9 protein-coding genes are annotated in these 15,412 nt (G+C 69.4%); 3 read left to right on the top strand and 6 right to left on the bottom strand.

Features of this window, described 5'->3' with window-relative positions; genetic code table 11:
* Window positions 1-71: 71 nt before the first annotated feature.
* Window positions 72-2,579, top strand: coding sequence for a penicillin-binding protein 1A (locus ACFPMG_RS09125; protein ID WP_376994844.1), 2,508 nt, complete (start codon window positions 72-74; stop codon window positions 2,577-2,579).
* A gap of 73 nt (window positions 2,580-2,652) precedes the next feature.
* Here the strand turns inward: ACFPMG_RS09125 and ACFPMG_RS09120 are convergent, their stop codons facing one another.
* Together ACFPMG_RS09120 and ACFPMG_RS09115 are read right to left on the bottom strand one after the other, a co-directional pair.
* On the bottom strand, window positions 2,653-3,609 hold the full coding sequence (locus ACFPMG_RS09120; RefSeq protein WP_376994843.1) for a hypothetical protein: 957 nt from the start codon (window positions 3,607-3,609) through the stop codon (window positions 2,653-2,655).
* 13 nt (window positions 3,610-3,622) lie between these two features.
* Window positions 3,623-5,062 (bottom strand): MBOAT family O-acyltransferase, encoded by a 1,440-nt coding sequence (locus tag ACFPMG_RS09115; protein WP_376994842.1) that lies wholly within the window; start codon window positions 5,060-5,062, stop codon window positions 3,623-3,625.
* A gap of 330 nt (window positions 5,063-5,392) precedes the next feature.
* On the opposite strand from ACFPMG_RS09115, the gene prfB reads away from it, so the two are divergent.
* Together prfB and ACFPMG_RS09105 are read left to right on the top strand one after the other, a co-directional pair.
* A protein-coding gene (prfB, locus tag ACFPMG_RS09110; protein ID WP_103041137.1) for a peptide chain release factor 2 occupies window positions 5,393-6,515 on the top strand; the annotation gives its coding sequence in 2 pieces (ribosomal slippage) (window positions 5,393-5,461 and window positions 5,463-6,515; 1,122 coding nt in all).
* 193 nt (window positions 6,516-6,708) lie between these two features.
* Entirely contained in the window at window positions 6,709-7,017 is a 309-nt protein-coding gene (locus tag ACFPMG_RS09105) for a peptidoglycan-binding domain-containing protein (RefSeq protein ID WP_035675189.1), read from the top strand.
* Between the two features lie 228 nt (window positions 7,018-7,245).
* Here ACFPMG_RS09105 and ACFPMG_RS09100 read toward each other — a convergent pair whose 3' ends face one another.
* The 4 genes from ACFPMG_RS09100 to ACFPMG_RS09085 are packed head-to-tail and all read right to left on the bottom strand — an operon-like array spanning window position 7,246 to window position 15,335.
* A complete protein-coding gene (locus ACFPMG_RS09100) occupies window positions 7,246-8,268 on the bottom strand; it encodes an ABC transporter substrate-binding protein (RefSeq protein WP_376994841.1) in 1,023 nt (340 codons plus the stop codon).
* Window positions 8,269-8,300: 32 nt separating this feature from the next.
* Complete coding sequence (locus ACFPMG_RS09095; RefSeq protein WP_109138400.1) at window positions 8,301-9,125, bottom strand: ABC transporter permease; 825 nt, start codon at window positions 9,123-9,125, stop codon at window positions 8,301-8,303.
* Window positions 9,118-9,891, bottom strand: coding sequence for an ABC transporter ATP-binding protein (locus ACFPMG_RS09090; protein ID WP_059398876.1), 774 nt, complete (start codon window positions 9,889-9,891; stop codon window positions 9,118-9,120). The genes ACFPMG_RS09095 and ACFPMG_RS09090 overlap by 8 nt, the downstream gene beginning before the upstream one ends.
* A complete protein-coding gene (locus ACFPMG_RS09085; protein ID WP_376994840.1) occupies window positions 9,888-15,335 on the bottom strand; it encodes an AMP-binding protein in 5,448 nt (1,815 codons plus the stop codon). The genes ACFPMG_RS09090 and ACFPMG_RS09085 overlap by 4 nt, the downstream gene beginning before the upstream one ends.
* Window positions 15,336-15,412 lie beyond the last annotated feature (77 nt).

The following is a 15,412-nucleotide window of genomic DNA, read 5'->3' as shown; positions in this document are numbered from 1 at the left end:
TTCCGCGTCTTCCCGGTCTCTGTCCCGGACGAAGGCGGCGGGACCGCCGCCATGCCTGTCTGGGAACCGTCATGCGCTTTATTCTGTCCGCCCTGATGGCCGTCGTGATCCTCGCCCTGGCCGGGGCGGGGGGGCTGGTCTACATGCTGGACCATTACGATCACGAACTGCCGGACTACACCAAGCTCGCCAACTACGAACCGCCGGTGACCACCCGCGTCCATGCGGGCGACGGACGCCTGCTGGCGGAGTTCGCGTCGGAAAAGCGCGTGTTCGTCCCCATCGACGCCATGCCGAAGCGCGTGACCAACGCCTTCCTGTCCGCCGAGGACAAGAACTTCTACGACCACAAGGGCATCGACCCCGTCGGCATCGCCCGCGCCATCCTGACCAACGTGGAGAATCTCGGCCGCGACCGCCGGCCGATGGGCGCCTCGACGATCACGCAGCAGGTCGCCAAGAACATGCTGCTGACCAACGAGGTGTCCTTCTCGCGCAAGATCAAGGAGGCGATCCTGGCGGTCCGCATCGAGCGGGCCTTCAGCAAGGACCGCATCCTCGAGCTGTACCTGAACGAGATCTTCCTGGGATACCGCTCCTACGGCGTGGCGGCGGCGGCGCTGAACTACTTCAACAAGGCGCTGGACGAGCTGGACATCGAGGAGGCCGCCTATCTGGCCGCCCTGCCCAAGGCGCCCAGCAACTACCACCCGGAGCGTCAGCGCGACGCCGCCATCGCGCGGCGCAACTGGGTGATCGGCCGCATGGCCGAGGACGGGCACATCACCCCGGAAGAGGCCAAGATCGCCCAGTCCAAGCCGCTGACCGTGCGCAAGCGCGACGAGCAGGAGTATGTGACGTCGGAGTATTTCGCCGAGGAGGTCCGGCGCGAGCTGGTGAAGCTCTATGGCGAGCAGGCGCTCTACGAGGGCGGCCTGTCGGTCCGCGCCTCCATGGACCCGGTGCTCCAGCAGGCGGCGACCAAGGCGCTGCGCACCGGGCTGGTCCAGTACGACCGCCGCCACGGCTACCGCGGGCCGGTCGGCAAGATGGAGAATTTCGACAACTGGGCGAAGAAGCTCGCCTCCATGGCGCCGCCCGCCGGGTCGGAGGGCTGGCATCTGGCGGTGGTGCTGAAGGACGACGAGGCCGGGGCGCTCGACATCGGCCTGCCGGACGGCTCGCGCGGCCGCGTGCCGCTGGCCGAACTGCGCTGGGCGCGGGCGCAGCGCGACGACAACCGGCTCGGCCCGGAAATCCGCCGCCCCTCCGACGTCGCCAAGCTGGGCGACCTGATCCTGGTCGAGGCCGCCGGCAAGGACGAGAAGGGCAAGGAGCCGCCGGCGGGTACCTACGCGCTGCGGCAGGTCCCGGCGGTGCAGGGCGGTCTGGTCGCGCTCGACCCGCACACCGGCCGCGTGCTCGCCATGGTCGGCGGCTTCTCGCCGCACATGAGTTCCTTCAACCGCGCCACCCAGGCGATGCGCCAGCCGGGCTCCTCCTTCAAGCCCTTCGTCTATCTGACGGCGCTGAACCAGGGCTTCACCCCGTCCTCTCTGGTGATGGACGCGCCGTTCGAGTATGACCCCGGCCACGGTCAGCCGATCTGGCGGCCGGAGAACTTCAGCCACGAGTTCTACGGCCCGACGCCCCTGCGCGCCGGCATCGAGAAGTCGCGGAACGTCATGACCGTCCGTCTGGCCCAGGCCGTCGGCATGGACAAGGTGAAGGCGCTGGCGGAGAATTTCGGCATCACCGATAACCTCCAGCCCTACCTGCCGATGTCGCTCGGCGCGGGCGAGACGACGGTGCTGCGCCTCGCCACCGCCTACGCCATGCTGGCCAACGGCGGCAAGCGGGTGAGCCCGACCTTCATCGACCGGGTGCAGGACCGCAACGGCAAGACCGTCTTCCGCCACGACACGCGCCCCTGCGCCTCCTGCAACCAGGTCACCTGGAGCGACGGGCTGGCCGTTCCCGCCGTCGCCGACACGCGGGAGCAGGTGAACGACCCGCGCACCGTCTATCAGATGGTCTCCATGCTGGAGGGCGTGGTGCAGCGCGGCACGGCGACGAAGCTGCTGTCACTGGGCAAGCCGCTGGCCGGCAAGACCGGCACGACCAACGACAGCCATGACGCCTGGTTCATGGGGTTCTCGCCCGACCTCGTCGTCGGCACCTACATCGGCTTCGACCAGCCGCGCTCGCTGGGCGCCCGCGAGACCGGCGGCTCGGCGGCGGTTCCGGTGTTCAAGGATGTGATGGAGGTGGCGCTGAAGGACCAGCCGGCCACGCCGTTCCGCGTGCCGCGCGGCCTGCGCCTCGTCCGCGTCAACCCGGAGAACGGCCGTCTCGCCCAGCCCGGCGAGCGCAAGGCGATCTGGGAGGCCTTCATCCCCGGCACCGAGCCGAACCCCGACCAGCCGCAGATGGTGCTGGACGGCTCGGCCCACGCCGCGGACGGCGGCTGGACCGGTGGGGTGCCCGGCGGCGACCCGGCGGCCCAGCAGCCGGGTGGCTGGGGCGCTCCGGCGGCTCCGCCCTCGGCGGCGACGGTGGGGACCGGCGGCCTGTACTGACCGCGTTTCCCTCGGCAAGAAAAAAGCCCCGCTTCCCGGTTCGGGAGGCGGGGCTTTTCTTTTGTGCAGACGCTCAGGGCCGCGCCGCGGTGTGGGTGTCCGGGCGGAGCTGGGCGATGGCGTCGGCGGGCGCCGTGTCGGTGGGGCAGTCGGCCAGCGGGCGCAGCCGGTCCTCCATCCGCGCCAGCATCAGCCGGACCCCCTCCTGGTTGATGTGCAGGGCGTCCACGAAATGGGCCTCGTCCTCGACCTCGCGGCGGGTGTCGATGACCGGCACGTCCGGCGGCAGGCGGGCTTTCAGATCCTCGAAGAAGGCGTCGAAGTTGGTCACCTTCTCGATGTAGCCGGGGAAGAAGGGCGTGATGACCACGGCGACCCGCGTGCCCTTCTCCCGCGCCGTGCCGATGATGCGGTCCAGCGCGTCCCAGTTCGGCTGGAAGCCCTCCATCCGCTCCGTCGGCGCCTTTTCGAGCTGGGCCTTGAGGAAGGGCGACATGGTGCCGGTCAGCGTCCGGTCGCCGGTCGGGTGCAGCCCGTCGAAGGCCAGCCGGATCGTCTGGTTGTTGTTGAAGATCAGCGTGTTGAACAGCTTGTTGGAGGCCCACATGGTGGCGTCGACCTGCCGGATGAAGCCGTCCACCCGCTCCGAGTAGTAGGCCAGCAGCGGCAGGTCGGCGAGCGCCTTGGGATCGTCGACCACGCTCGTCGGCTCGACCAGCAGCAGGCGGGGGGCGCCGTGCCGGTCCAGATAATCCTCCCACAGCAGGTCGCCGACCGTGGTGGGGGCGCCGCCCATGCCCAGGTTCAGCACCCGGCCGCAGGTCAGCGCCTGCACCTCCTCCACCGGGAAGTGGTTGTCGGCGCGGGAGTTGCCCAGGATCACCACGTCGGCGGGCGGCCCGTTGCGGTAGACGGTCATGAAGCGGTCCGACGACTGGAGGAGCGTGTCGCCCATCCAGGACGCCACCGCGCGGTCCATGGCGACCACCATGCCCAGGATCAGTCCGACGACGGCCAAAAGGCGGATCATGGTTCGGGCTCCCTCAGAACTGGAAATAGATGAAGGATCGGTTGGCGAAATTGCCGAAGAGCAGGAGCATCAGGATCAGCGTGGCGCAGCCGGCGGAGCGGACCACGACGTTGACCCCGGCGTAGCGGCGGCCGGCGCCGAACTCGATCATCGCGTCGATCATCAGCACGACGAGGCCGAACAGGGCGACGCGGACCAGATAGCTCATCTGCTGCATGCCGCGCGGCAGGCTGAAATCGCCCTCGGCGATGATGCCCAGGATGGTCCGCACCGTGTGCATGTCGTCGGCGCGGAAGGGCAGCCAGGTCAGGGTGATCAGAAGGAAGACCAGACCGACCGTCAGCAGCTTGCCGGCCATCAGCGGCGCGCCGCTCAGCCGCAGCGGGCTGCGCCTGGCCAGCCAGCGCACGCCGTCCTCCGCCGCCATCAGGGTGGCGTGCATGGCGCCCCACAGGACGAAGGTCCAGGCGGCGCCGTGCCACAGGCCGGACACCAGCATCACGATGGTCAGGTTGCGGATGCGCAGCCAGTGGGTGCGCCCGCCGCCCATCGGGATGTAGACGTAGTCGCGGAACCATGTGGACAGCGAGATGTGCCAGCGCCGCCAGAAGTCCTTCATGCCCATGGCAAAGTAGGGGCGGGCGAAGTTCTGGCAGAGCGTGTAGCCGAAGATTTGCGCCAGACCGATGGCGATCAGCGAGTAGCCGGCGAAATCGCCGTAGATCTGGAGCGAGAAGCAGATCAGCCCGATGACGTGGTTCAGCGCATTGAAGAACTCCGGCTGGGCGAAGCGCGCGTCGACCACGGCGGCGGCGTTGTCGGCGAGCCCGAGCTTGAGGAAATAGCCCCAGATGATCTTCTCCAGCCCGGCGAAGCGGAAGGCGAAGCTGACGTCGTGGCGCGGGCCGTTCTGGATCTGGGGCAGCAGGTCGCGCGCCCGGACGATCGGTCCGGCGACGAGCTGCGGGAAAAAGGCGACGAAGGTCGCGTAGCGCAGCAGCGACCGCTCCGGCTTCTCCAGGTGACCGAGATAAAGGTCCAGCGTGTAGCTGAGATTCTGGAAGGTGTAGAAGGAAATGCCGACGGGCAGGATGATGGATAGCGTGCGGTGCCCGACGTCGAGGCCGAGCGAGGCCAGCGCCACCTGCGCGCTGTCGATGAAGAAGTTGAAGTATTTGAAAAAGAATAGGATCGCCAGATTGGTCGCCACGCTGATCTGCATGAAGATGCGCGCGGTGGTGCGGTTCGGCGCGTCGGCGATGCGCAGGCCGCAATAGAAGTCGAGCAGCGTCGTGCCGGCGAGCAGCAGGCAGAAGCGGTAATCCCAGAAGCCGTAGAAGATGTAGCTGGACACCAGCAGCAGCGGCGTGAACAGCCGCGTCCTGGCGAGCATCATGAAGCCCGCCGTGAAGGCCGTGATGAACAGCAGGAACCCCAGGCTGGTGAAGTTCATCGGGGGGCCACGCTATTGTTGTTGGAGAACGGGGACGCCGACAGCTCGCGCCCGCCGGGTGACGGGCACGAACGTTGGTGACGCTATCATGGGGAACCACCACCTATTCGCGCCGCGAAAGTGGTTTTGCGGCGCAAAAACGGTTTCATCCGAGTGGGTTGCCCGGCTGTCCCGGTGACGGGGTTGCGCTCCGGCGGGTTACCGTTCCCGTCTGGTCCAGCGTCGCGGAAGCCGGTGAGGCTGTGGAATAAGAGGGTGCAACGCCGCTCCCAACCCGCTACATAAGGGCCAAGACACTGGTTCAACTCTGGCTGACGAGGAGGCACTGCGATGCGGGCCGAGATCGAAGCGGCCGCCGGCGAGATTAGAGAATCGCTGGCGCTGCTGAGGAGGCATCTTTGACTGGGATAACGCGCTGCGTCGTCTCGACGAACTGAACGCCCACGCCGAAGACCCCAAGCTGTGGGACGACCCGTCCCGCGCGCAGACCATCATGCGCGAGCGCACCCAGCTCGAAAATTCCGTGAACGGTTACCGCGCGCTTGAGCGCGACCTGTCCGACAGTCTGGAACTGATCGAGATGGGCGAGGCCGAGGGCGACGCGACCGTGGTCGCCGATGCCGAGGCCCAGCTCTACGCGCTGCGCGACCGCGCCGCGAAGCTCCAGATCGAGAGCCTGCTCTCGGGCGAGGCGGACGCCAACGACTGCTTCATCGAGGTGAACGCCGGCGCCGGCGGCACGGAGGCCCAGGACTGGGCGCTGATGCTGATGCGCATGTACCTGCGCTGGGCGGAGCAGCACGGCTACAAGACGCAGTGGCTGGAGGAAAGCCCCGGCGAAGAGGCCGGCATCAAGTCCGCCACCGCGCAGATCAGCGGCCACAACGCCTATGGCTGGCTGAAGACCGAGGCCGGCGTGCACCGTCTGGTGCGCATCAGCCCGTTCGACAGCCAGGCGCGCCGCCAGACCAGCTTCGCCGCCGTTTCGGTGTCTCCGGTGATCGACGACAAGATCAACATCGAGATCAACGAGAAGGACTGCCGCATCGACACCTTCCGGGCGTCGGGCGCCGGCGGCCAGCACGTCAACAAGACGGACTCGGCGATCCGCATCACCCACCTGCCCACGGGCATCGTGGTGGCCTGCCAGCAGGAGCGCTCGCAGCACAAGAACCGTGCCAAGGCGTGGGACATGCTGCGCGCCCGCCTGTACGAGCGGGAGCTGAAGATCCGCGAGGACGCCGCCGCCGCGCTCGAGGCGACCAAGAGCGACATCGGCTGGGGCCACCAGATCCGCTCCTACGTCCTGCACCCCTACCAGATGGTGAAGGACCTGCGGACCGAGGTGGAGACCTCGCAGAGCCAGGCGGTGCTGGACGGCGACCTGGACATGTTCCTGGAAGCCGCACTGGCCGCGCGCCTGAAGGGGCAGAGCGACGACGCCGCGGCGTGAGTGCGGGTGGGGGTAGGTCTTGCCCCCACCCTAACCCTCCCCCGCTATCGCAGGGGAGGGGACTTGATCCTCCCTCCCCTGCGAAGCGGGGGAGGGCCGGGGAGGGGGCAAACGCCTCCCCCTAATTTTATCCCTTGGGAAGAAACGCAGCCTCTGCGTTGTTGATCTCCGCAACAAGAAACGGAGAGAGACCATGAACCGCAGCCTGTTTGCCGCCTTCCTGGCCGCCACGGCTTTCGCGTCCCCGGCCTACGCCGCCTGTCCGACCGACAGCATGACGCCGGACATGTATTTCGCCTATGTGGAAGGCATTCAGAAGACCCTGACCGAGCAGGGCTTCCGTCCCGGCGTGATCGACGGGAAGATCGGCCCCAACACCCGCTCCGCCATCCGCGCCTACCAGAAGGCCGCGAAGCTCCCGGTGGACGGCTGTCCGACGCAGGAGCTTCTCGACCACATCAACTTCTCCCAGCCGAAGGTCTACGGACCGGGCAAGCGGTGAACCCTACGTCCCCTCTCCCGCCCCGGGAGAGGGAGGGGCCCGCCGCAAAGGCGGCGGGAGGGTGAGGGTGCCGTCAAGGATCGATGCGCCATTCTCGTACGACCCTCACCCGGCTCTCAGCGGATGCCATCGGCATCCGCCTGACGCCGTCAGCGCTGGCCTTCGGCCAGTGCGAGAGGCCCTTCGGGCCACCCTCTCCCGGGACGGGAGAGGGGTTTTGCGAGCGCCTTACTTCACGAAGGTCAGGTCCATGACGGACTTGGCGTCCAGCGCCTTGTCCACCTGACCTTCGGACTGCCAGAACTTCACTTGGTTGACCACGTCGTCGACCAGCAGCTTGCCCTTCGGCTCGACATAAGGCAGGCCGGCGGCGACCACCTCGGGTTTCTGCTTGGTCGCCTCGGCGATGATCGCCAGAAGCTCGTCGTAGCCCGGACCCTTCACGATGGCCCCCGACGCGTCCTTGGCGTTGAAGGCGGCATGGTATTCGGCCAGCGCGGTCAGATAGGCGCTGACGAACTTTTCGGCCAGCGGGCGGCGCTGGGCGACGGTCTTCGGGCTGGTGAAGAGGGCGCCGAGCTGCCACGGCGTCTCGTCGCCGACCCAGCCCAGAATGGTGCCGGAGCCTTCGGCGGCGAGCTGGCGGGCCACCGTCACCGGGGCGATCACCGCGTCAACCTGACCGCCCTTGAAGGCGGCGACCATCTTCGGCACGTCCTGCATCGCCACCATGGTCACGTCCTTGACCGTGAAGCCGTGCTTCTGGCCGAGCAGACCGACCATGTAGTGGAAGGTCGAGCCCACCGTGGTGATGGCGATGCGCTTGCCCTTGAGGTCGGCCGGCTTGGTCAGCCCGGCGTCATGCGCCGCCTTGGTCGCCACATAGGCGCTGAGCTGGAAGCCCGGCTCGTCGCGGCTCTGCGCCGCGATCATCGTGACGGCACCCTTGGCGGCCAGGTTGTAGAAGCCCGCTGTCAGGCCAGTCACGCCGAAATCCACGTCGCCCGAGGCCACGGCCACCGGCACCTGCTGGGCCGAGGTGAACATCTTCAGATCGACGTCCAGCCCTTCCTTCTCGAAATAGCCTTTGGACTTGGCGATGAAGATCGGGCCGGAGGAGGCCAGCGCCAGCACGCCGATGGAGGTCTTCTCCAATCCCTGCGCCTCGGCGGCGGGCGTCCCGGCCAGCGCCAGGGCCGCAACACCCATTGCACCCAGAACCAAACGGCGGCTCCAACGCACGACGGTCATTCTCAGTCTCCCATTCTCAATCATCATTTTTCTCACCGCCATTTCAGCAGGCGGCGTTCCAGGATGGACAGCACGGTTCCGATGCTCAGACCGAGCAGCGACAGAACCAGCACGCCGGCCAGAAGCTGGTCGGTCAGCATCAGGTTGCCGGCGGTCAGGACGAAGGCGCCGATGCCGTATTCCGCCCCGATCATCTCCGCCGCGACCACCAGGATCAGCGCGATGGAGGCGGTGATGCGGAAGCCGGCGAGGATGCCGGGCAGGGCGCCGGGAAGCACGATCTTGCGCAGGATCGACGCCCAGGGCAGGCCGAAGCTCTGCGCCATGCGGATCAGGTTGCGCGGCACCGAATCGATGGCGCTGTAGGTGGCGATCACGGTCGGGAAGAAGACGCCGAAGCCGATGGTGGCGAACTTCGACGGCTCGCCGATGCCGAACCACAGGATGAACAGCGGCAGCAGGGCGATCTTCGGGATCGGGAAGAAAGCCGAGACCAGCGGGACGCCGACCGCCCGCGCGACCGACCCGATGCCCATGGCGAAGCCCACGGCCATGCCCGCCACCGTGCCCATGACCCAGCCGACGCCGATGCGCATCAGCGACGCCTTCAGGTGCTGCCACAGCGACCCGTCCTGCGCCATGGCGGCGAGCGCCGAGGCGACCGCGCTCGGCGGCGGCAGGAACAGTTCGCTGACGAGGCCGAAGCGGTTGGTGGACTCCCACACCGCGATCAGGACCACGAAGGCGAGCAGTGCCGCCCAGCGGTGTCCCTTGACCGTGAAGCCGCCGCCGCGGAAGCGGACGGGTTGCGACGGCGCGGCGGAGCGGTCGGTCATGGGGAGACTGGTGTCAGGCATCGGCGATCTCCCGGTCGGCCAGTTGGGCCTCGGCCCGGATCAGGTGCCACAGCCGGTCGCGCACCTCCGCCAGATGGGCCTGGGCGGAGGGCTCCAGCCGCTGGTCGCGCGGCTCCTCGATGGTCACGATCTCGCGCAGCCGGCCCGGACGGCGGCTGAGCACGACGACCCGGTCGGCCAGCCGCAGCGCCTCGTCCAGATTGTGGGTGACGTAGAGGGCGGTCGTCCGCTCGCGCTGCCAGAGCGACAGGAAATCCTCCATCAGCAGCTCGCGCGTCTGGGCGTCGAGCGCCGACAGCGGCTCGTCCAGCAGCAGCATGGCCGGGCGCACGGCCAGCGCGCGGGCGATGCCGACGCGCTGGCGCATGCCGCCGGACAACTGCTTGGGCAGCGCCTTGCGGAAGTCCCACAGACCCATGCGGCGCAGGCCGGACTCGATGCGCTCCCGCCGCTCGGCCGCCGACAGCGGGTGATGTTCGAGGACGAGCGACAGGTTGTCCTCGACGCTGCGCCAGGGCAGCAGGGCGAAGTCCTGGAAGATGAAGGTGATCGGGTTCAGACAGCCGTCCGGCACCGCGCCCGCCACCGCGATGGTGCCGGAGCTGGGCGCAACGATGCCGCCGGCGATGCCGAGCAGGGTGGACTTGCCGCAGCCCGACGGGCCGATGACGGCCAGAACCTCCCCCTCCTGCACCGTCAGGTCGATGCCGTCCAGCACGACGAGGTCGTCGTAGCGGTGGCACAGGTCCTTGATGATAAGCCTCATTGTCCCTTTCCTGTTGCCGACCCTGCCCAGGCGATCAGCAGTTCGTCGCGCGAGGTCAGGCCCGCTTCCGGCAGCGCGTGGTTCACGACAGCCTTGGCGGCGCCGCCGGTCGCTTCCGGCAGGCGGTTCTCCCACATGGCCTGATGGAGCGTGGGCAGTTCGTCCCAGTCACCGAGGTATGTCGTTGGCACACGGACCGCCCCCGACGCAATGACGCGGTTCAGCCCTGCGATTTCCGCAGCGTTCGAAAGATGCGTACCGACGATGGACGCGGATGGCATCAGGATGCGGCGCTGGCGCATCCACACCTGAGGCGCGTAGAAGCTGTAGCGACGACCACTCATGTCGCCGCAATAGACGACGCGCCCAGTGTGCGGCTTCACGAGCATGGTCGAGACGGCCAGCGTGTCGCGCCGCGCCCGCTCCACGACGACATCGGGCATCCCGCGCGGGTTGTCGGCGGCGCGCAGGATGCGGCCCACCGCCTGACCCAGCGGCTTGAACGTGTCCTCGGTGAACAGCCGCACTGCCTCCTTGAAGGCGGCGGTCTCGCGCTGCGGGTCGGGCAGGTCCGGCATGGTGTCGGGCCAGTCGAAATGCGGGACGCGGCGCGTGATCTCGGCCAGCGACACGGCGCCGGCCAGCGCCTCGCCATAGCCCAGCGACAGCACGAAGTCGCGTTCGGAATCGCGGTCGGTGACGACGCAGACGCGGGCGCCGCTCTCGCGCGCCGCCTCGATGGCCGACAGCGCCATGTCGTCGCGCAGCCCCACCGCCCCGGCGCCGTAGAAGACCAGCACGGCCTCGCCGGGGCGCAGGCGGGCGCGGCCCAGCATCTCGGCGGGTTCGGCGGAACCGGGTTTGCCGAGGAAGGTCATGTGGTAGCCGCTGGAGGCGCCGAAGAAGGTCAGCGCGCCGCCGTCCGCCAGCGATTGGAAGGTTCGGGGGAAGGTCGTCTCGCCGGCGTGGCTGACCGCGTAGTCCACGAGCTGGCCGCCGTTGGCGGCGCGCAGCGCGTCGAGGTAGGGGCGCCCGGCCTCCTCCCACGCCGTCCACTGCGCCGGGTCGGCGGGGATGCGGGTGAAGGCGGCCTCGGCGACGGAGCGGTCCACCGCCGCCGCCCCGCGGGCGCGGATCGCGGCGGCGCGGCGTTCCGACGACACCATGCCGGTCACCTTCATGCGCCGGGCCAGCGCCAGTTCGACGGTCCAGGCGCCGGTGCCGCCCGCCGCGCCCTCGACCAGCAGGCGCTTGCCGGGTTGGACGTCGAGCGCCGTGAACAGCGCTCGGTAGCCGGTGCCGGCGGCGAGCATGTAGCTGCCCGCCTCCTCCAGCGCGAGGCCGGGCGGCAGGGGGAAGAGCTGCGGCCCGTCGGCCAGCATGAACTGCTGGTGGCTGCCGTCCGGCGACTGGTAGCCCTGGATGTGGAAGTCGGTGAACATCGGGTCGGCCCCGGCCTCCGGGTCCAGCAGGTCGGAGACGCCGGAATAGACGGCGACCAGATCGCCGACCGCCAGCCGCCCCTGCGCTTGCAACGCCTCGCCCATCCGCACGACCATGCCGACGCCGCCGGAACCGGTGACGTGCACGTCCTCGTCATGCTCGTCGAACAGGGAGATGGGGATGCCGGTCAACGCCCAGACGTCGTTGTAGTTGACCTCGGAGGCGAGGACATAGACGAGCGCCTGGTTGGGGCCGGGCTCGGGGACGGGGATGACGACCTCGGTTTCGGCCTGCGCCGGGTCGCCGTGGGCGGCGGCTCCCGTCTCCAGGTCGCGGACGACGGCCTGGGCGAGCTGCCACCGGGGCAGGGGGGTGGCGCCGGGGACGAAGGGGCTGCCGATGGGGAGCACGCCGTCGCGGCTGTCGCGCCGCGGGCGGGCGGGGAGGGGCGGGGACTTCTTCTCCAGGAACAGGGCGATGCCCTTCTTGGCGCCGTGCTCGGAGTCGAGGAGGAAGCGGGCGAAGGCGGCGATCTCGGCGGCTGACCCGGCGTCGAAGCCGTCGCGCAGGCCGGTGTCGACGAGTTGGACGATGGTGTCGGCGACCGGGCCGCGGCCGACGCTGTGGGCTTGGCGGAGGAGGCGGGCGGTTTCGGCGGAGTATTGCCCCCACCCTCCCGCTTCGCGGGCCCCTCCCTCCCCCGCTGCGCAGGGGAGGGTTTTGTCGGCGGGCGGCGGAGTTCCCTCCCCTGCGCAGCGGGGGAGGGTTAGGGAGGGGGTATGGGTGTTCTTGGGGGCAAGTGCGGCCTCCCTTGCCATCGCCTTCGCCAGCGTCAGCGCGTCGTCCGCCCCGCGCGCCACCACATCGACCAAGCCATACTCCAGCGCCGTCCCGGCGTCGATCTGCCGCCCGGACAGCAGGATCTCCAGCGCCCGCCCGTACCCCCGCTCCGGGTCCTTGCGCAGCAGCAGGCGCGGCAGGCGCTGCGTCCCACCATAGCCCGGCGGCAGGAACAGGTTGATCTCCGGCTGGCCCAGCCGGGCCCGCGGATCGGCCACCCGGACGTGGCAGGCCATGGCCAGCTCGCAGCCGCCGCCGAGCGCCACGCCGCGGATCGCCGCGAACACCGGCTTGTCCAGCGCCGCAAGGGCGCGGAAGACGGCGTGGGCCTTGGCGGGCAGGGCGCGGGCCTCGCTCTCGTCCCGCACCTCGTCGAGAAGCTGGCGGATGTCGGCGCCGGCCACGAAGTTGCGGCCGGTGCCGGTGATCACCACGGCGCGCACGTCCGCCCGCCGGGCGAGATGGGCGACCAGCGTGTCCAGCTCGTCGAGCAGCCGGTCGGAGAGCGCGTTGACCGGCGGGTTGTCGATGGTGACGGTCGCCATCCGCACGCCCTCGGCCAGCCGGTCGTACTGGACGGACAGGAAGCGCTGCCGCTCGATGAGGGTCTGTTCCTCGGCGCGCTGCTGGCCGCGTTTCCAGGCGGCGATGCGCGCCTCCAGGTCGGTCAGGCATTCCGGGTTGCGCAGGGTGGAGGTGTCGCCCAGCGGCTCCCCGTTCATCATCGCCGTCAGGAAGCGGCGCATGTACTTGCCGGACCGCGTCTCGGGAAAGGCCGGAACGGCGAGGATGTCGGAGGGGACGGCGACCGCGCCCTTCTCCTGCCGCACCAGATCCTTGAGCCGGCGCTCGTCGTCGGCCGTGATGTCCCGGCCCTTGGCGGGCAGGATGAAGGCGACGGGGGTCAGGCCCTTCTCGCGGTGGGGGGCGCCGACCACGATGACGTTGCCGACCGGGCTGTCGGGGTTGATCTGCTTGTCGCGCAGGATCGCGCCCTCGATCTCCTCGGTACCCATGCGGTGGCCGGACACGTTGATGACATCGTCGGACCGCCCGTGCAGGCTGAAGCTGCCGTCCTCGTAGCGCCGCGCGAAGTCACCCTGCAGATAGGCCCAGACCGGCTTGCCTTCCGCGTCGCGGAAGCGCCCGAAATAGGTCGTCACGAAACGGTCGAAGTCACCCTTCCAGCCGGGCTTCCCGACGTTCTCCGCATCGCCCCAGATGGTGCGGGTCAGGTAGGGGTAGGGGGCGGTGACGACGATCTCGCCCTTTTCCTCCGCCTCGGCGGGGCGGAAGGCGACGCGGCCCGCGGCGTCCGGCTCGCTCTCGGGAACCCAGACGTCGCCGAGAACCCAGGGCAGGGGGTAGGTGTGGGCGTCGGCGCGCAGCGGCTGGTCGCGGTTGCCGTAGGGGTGGGTCCAGACGATCCCGCCATGCTCGGTCGCCCAATAGCTGTTGATGTACTGCGGCGTCATCACCGCCATGCCGAAGGTCTGCACGGCGGGGCTGGTCGGCTCGGCGCAGAAGGTGGCGACGCGCAGGCTGCCGCGGTCGTAGCGCTCGACGTCGGCGCGGTTCTCCGGATGGGTCATGACCGTCTTCAGGAAGGTCACGCCCGCCTTGAAGATGGTGATCTTGTGCCGCTCGATGATCGAGGCGAAGCGCCCGGCGTTGGGGAAGACCGGCGCCCCCTCCGTCACGATGCCGGGGATGCGGGCGGCGAGGCTGGCGGTGATCAGGTAGCTCTGCCCGGTGATCCAGCCGGGATCGGCGACGACATAGATGACGTCGCGGCCCGGCAGGGCGTCGAAGCTGACCTTCATGGTGTGGGCGAGCCCGGCGACGTAGCCGCCATGGACATGCACCACGCCCTTCGGCTTCCCGGTGGAGCCGGAGGTGTAGATGATGAACAGCGGATACTCGGCGTCCACCGGAACGCAGGGAACCGCCTTCGCCACGGCGGCGTAGAGCGCCCGGTCGTCCAGCGCGCGCAATGCCTCCATGCCCGGAAGACCGCTGTCCGGCAGGCCGGCGGCGTCGCACAGTTCCGCTTCGGCCTTCGCCAGCAGCTCGTGCGCCCAGACGTCGCGGCCCTCGGTCCAGGGAATGTCGGGCAAGCCGGCGTGGCGGACGACGATCACCGCCTCGACCCGCGGCGGGGCGGCGGTCAGCGCCTCGGCGACGCTGGCGCGCAGGTCGGCCACGGTGGCGGCGTCGAGCGTCCCGGCGCGGTCCAGCGCCCGGCCCAGCTCCCGCATCACGTCGGCGGGGGCGACGGTGATCTCGCCTTCCAGCCCGCGGCGCACCGGCTCCATCAGGGCCGTGTCGCCCAGCTTGGCGCGCAGAACCTCCTCGGTGATGCGCAGCGCCGTCGGCAGGGCGACGAAGCGGTCGAGCGCCGGGTCGCTGTAGGCTTCCTTGAAGGGGGCCATCTCGGCGTTGCGGCTGGCGCCGTCGGCGGTGATGACGACGCGGGCGCCGGCGTTCTCGATGCGGTCGGACAGGGTCTTGTCGGAGAAGCCACCGAACACCGCGGTGTAGATGACGCCGATGCGCTTCGCCCCCTCCGTCCAGACGATCTGATCGAGGATGTTGGGCATGTTCAGCGCGATGCGGTCGCCCTGGCGGAGGCCGAGCCCTTGCAGAGCCAAGGCGGCAAGCGCGGAGCGGATCAGCAGCTCGCGCCGGGTCAGCGTGACGTGATGGACCGGGCCGCCGCGCCCGCCGTTGGCGGCGGCGTCCCAGCGGTCGCCCTCGTACCAGTAGGCGGTCTCCAATCCATGGCCGGACAGGACGTGCCGGTCCACCTCGTTGAAGGCGGCGTTGGTCAGCCCGCCCGCGAACCAGCGGTAGAAGGGCGCCTCCGATCCGTCGAAGGCCCGCGTCCAGGGCGTCCAGTCCTCCCGCTCCGCCGCCTCGCCCGCCCGTTCGCCCGTGGCGGCGTTCCAGCCTCGCCAGACGCCGTCGGCGTCACGCATCAGCCAGTGCGCGCCGTCGAACCAGTGGATCGTCTCCGCGGCGATGGCGCCGTGGAAGGCGCCGGGATCGGCCGCGCAGGCGGCGCGCTGGCTGTGCCAGTCCGCGGCGGAGCGGATGGGGTTGACGGCGACGTCCTGCGGCAGCGGCGGCTGTCCGACGGACTCCGCGACGGCGTGATCCATGCTTTCCTCCCGATCGGGCATTTCTTCTTTGGCGGCCACGTCTTGTGCGCGGCGGGCATCACTATAGCGCGGCGCCC

Origin of the sequence: Azospirillum himalayense (assembly GCF_042657465.1) — a bacterium.
Classification (GTDB): Bacteria; Pseudomonadota; Alphaproteobacteria; order Azospirillales; family Azospirillaceae; genus Azospirillum; species Azospirillum himalayense.
This window is presented reverse-complemented; position numbering and strand designations above follow the sequence as displayed.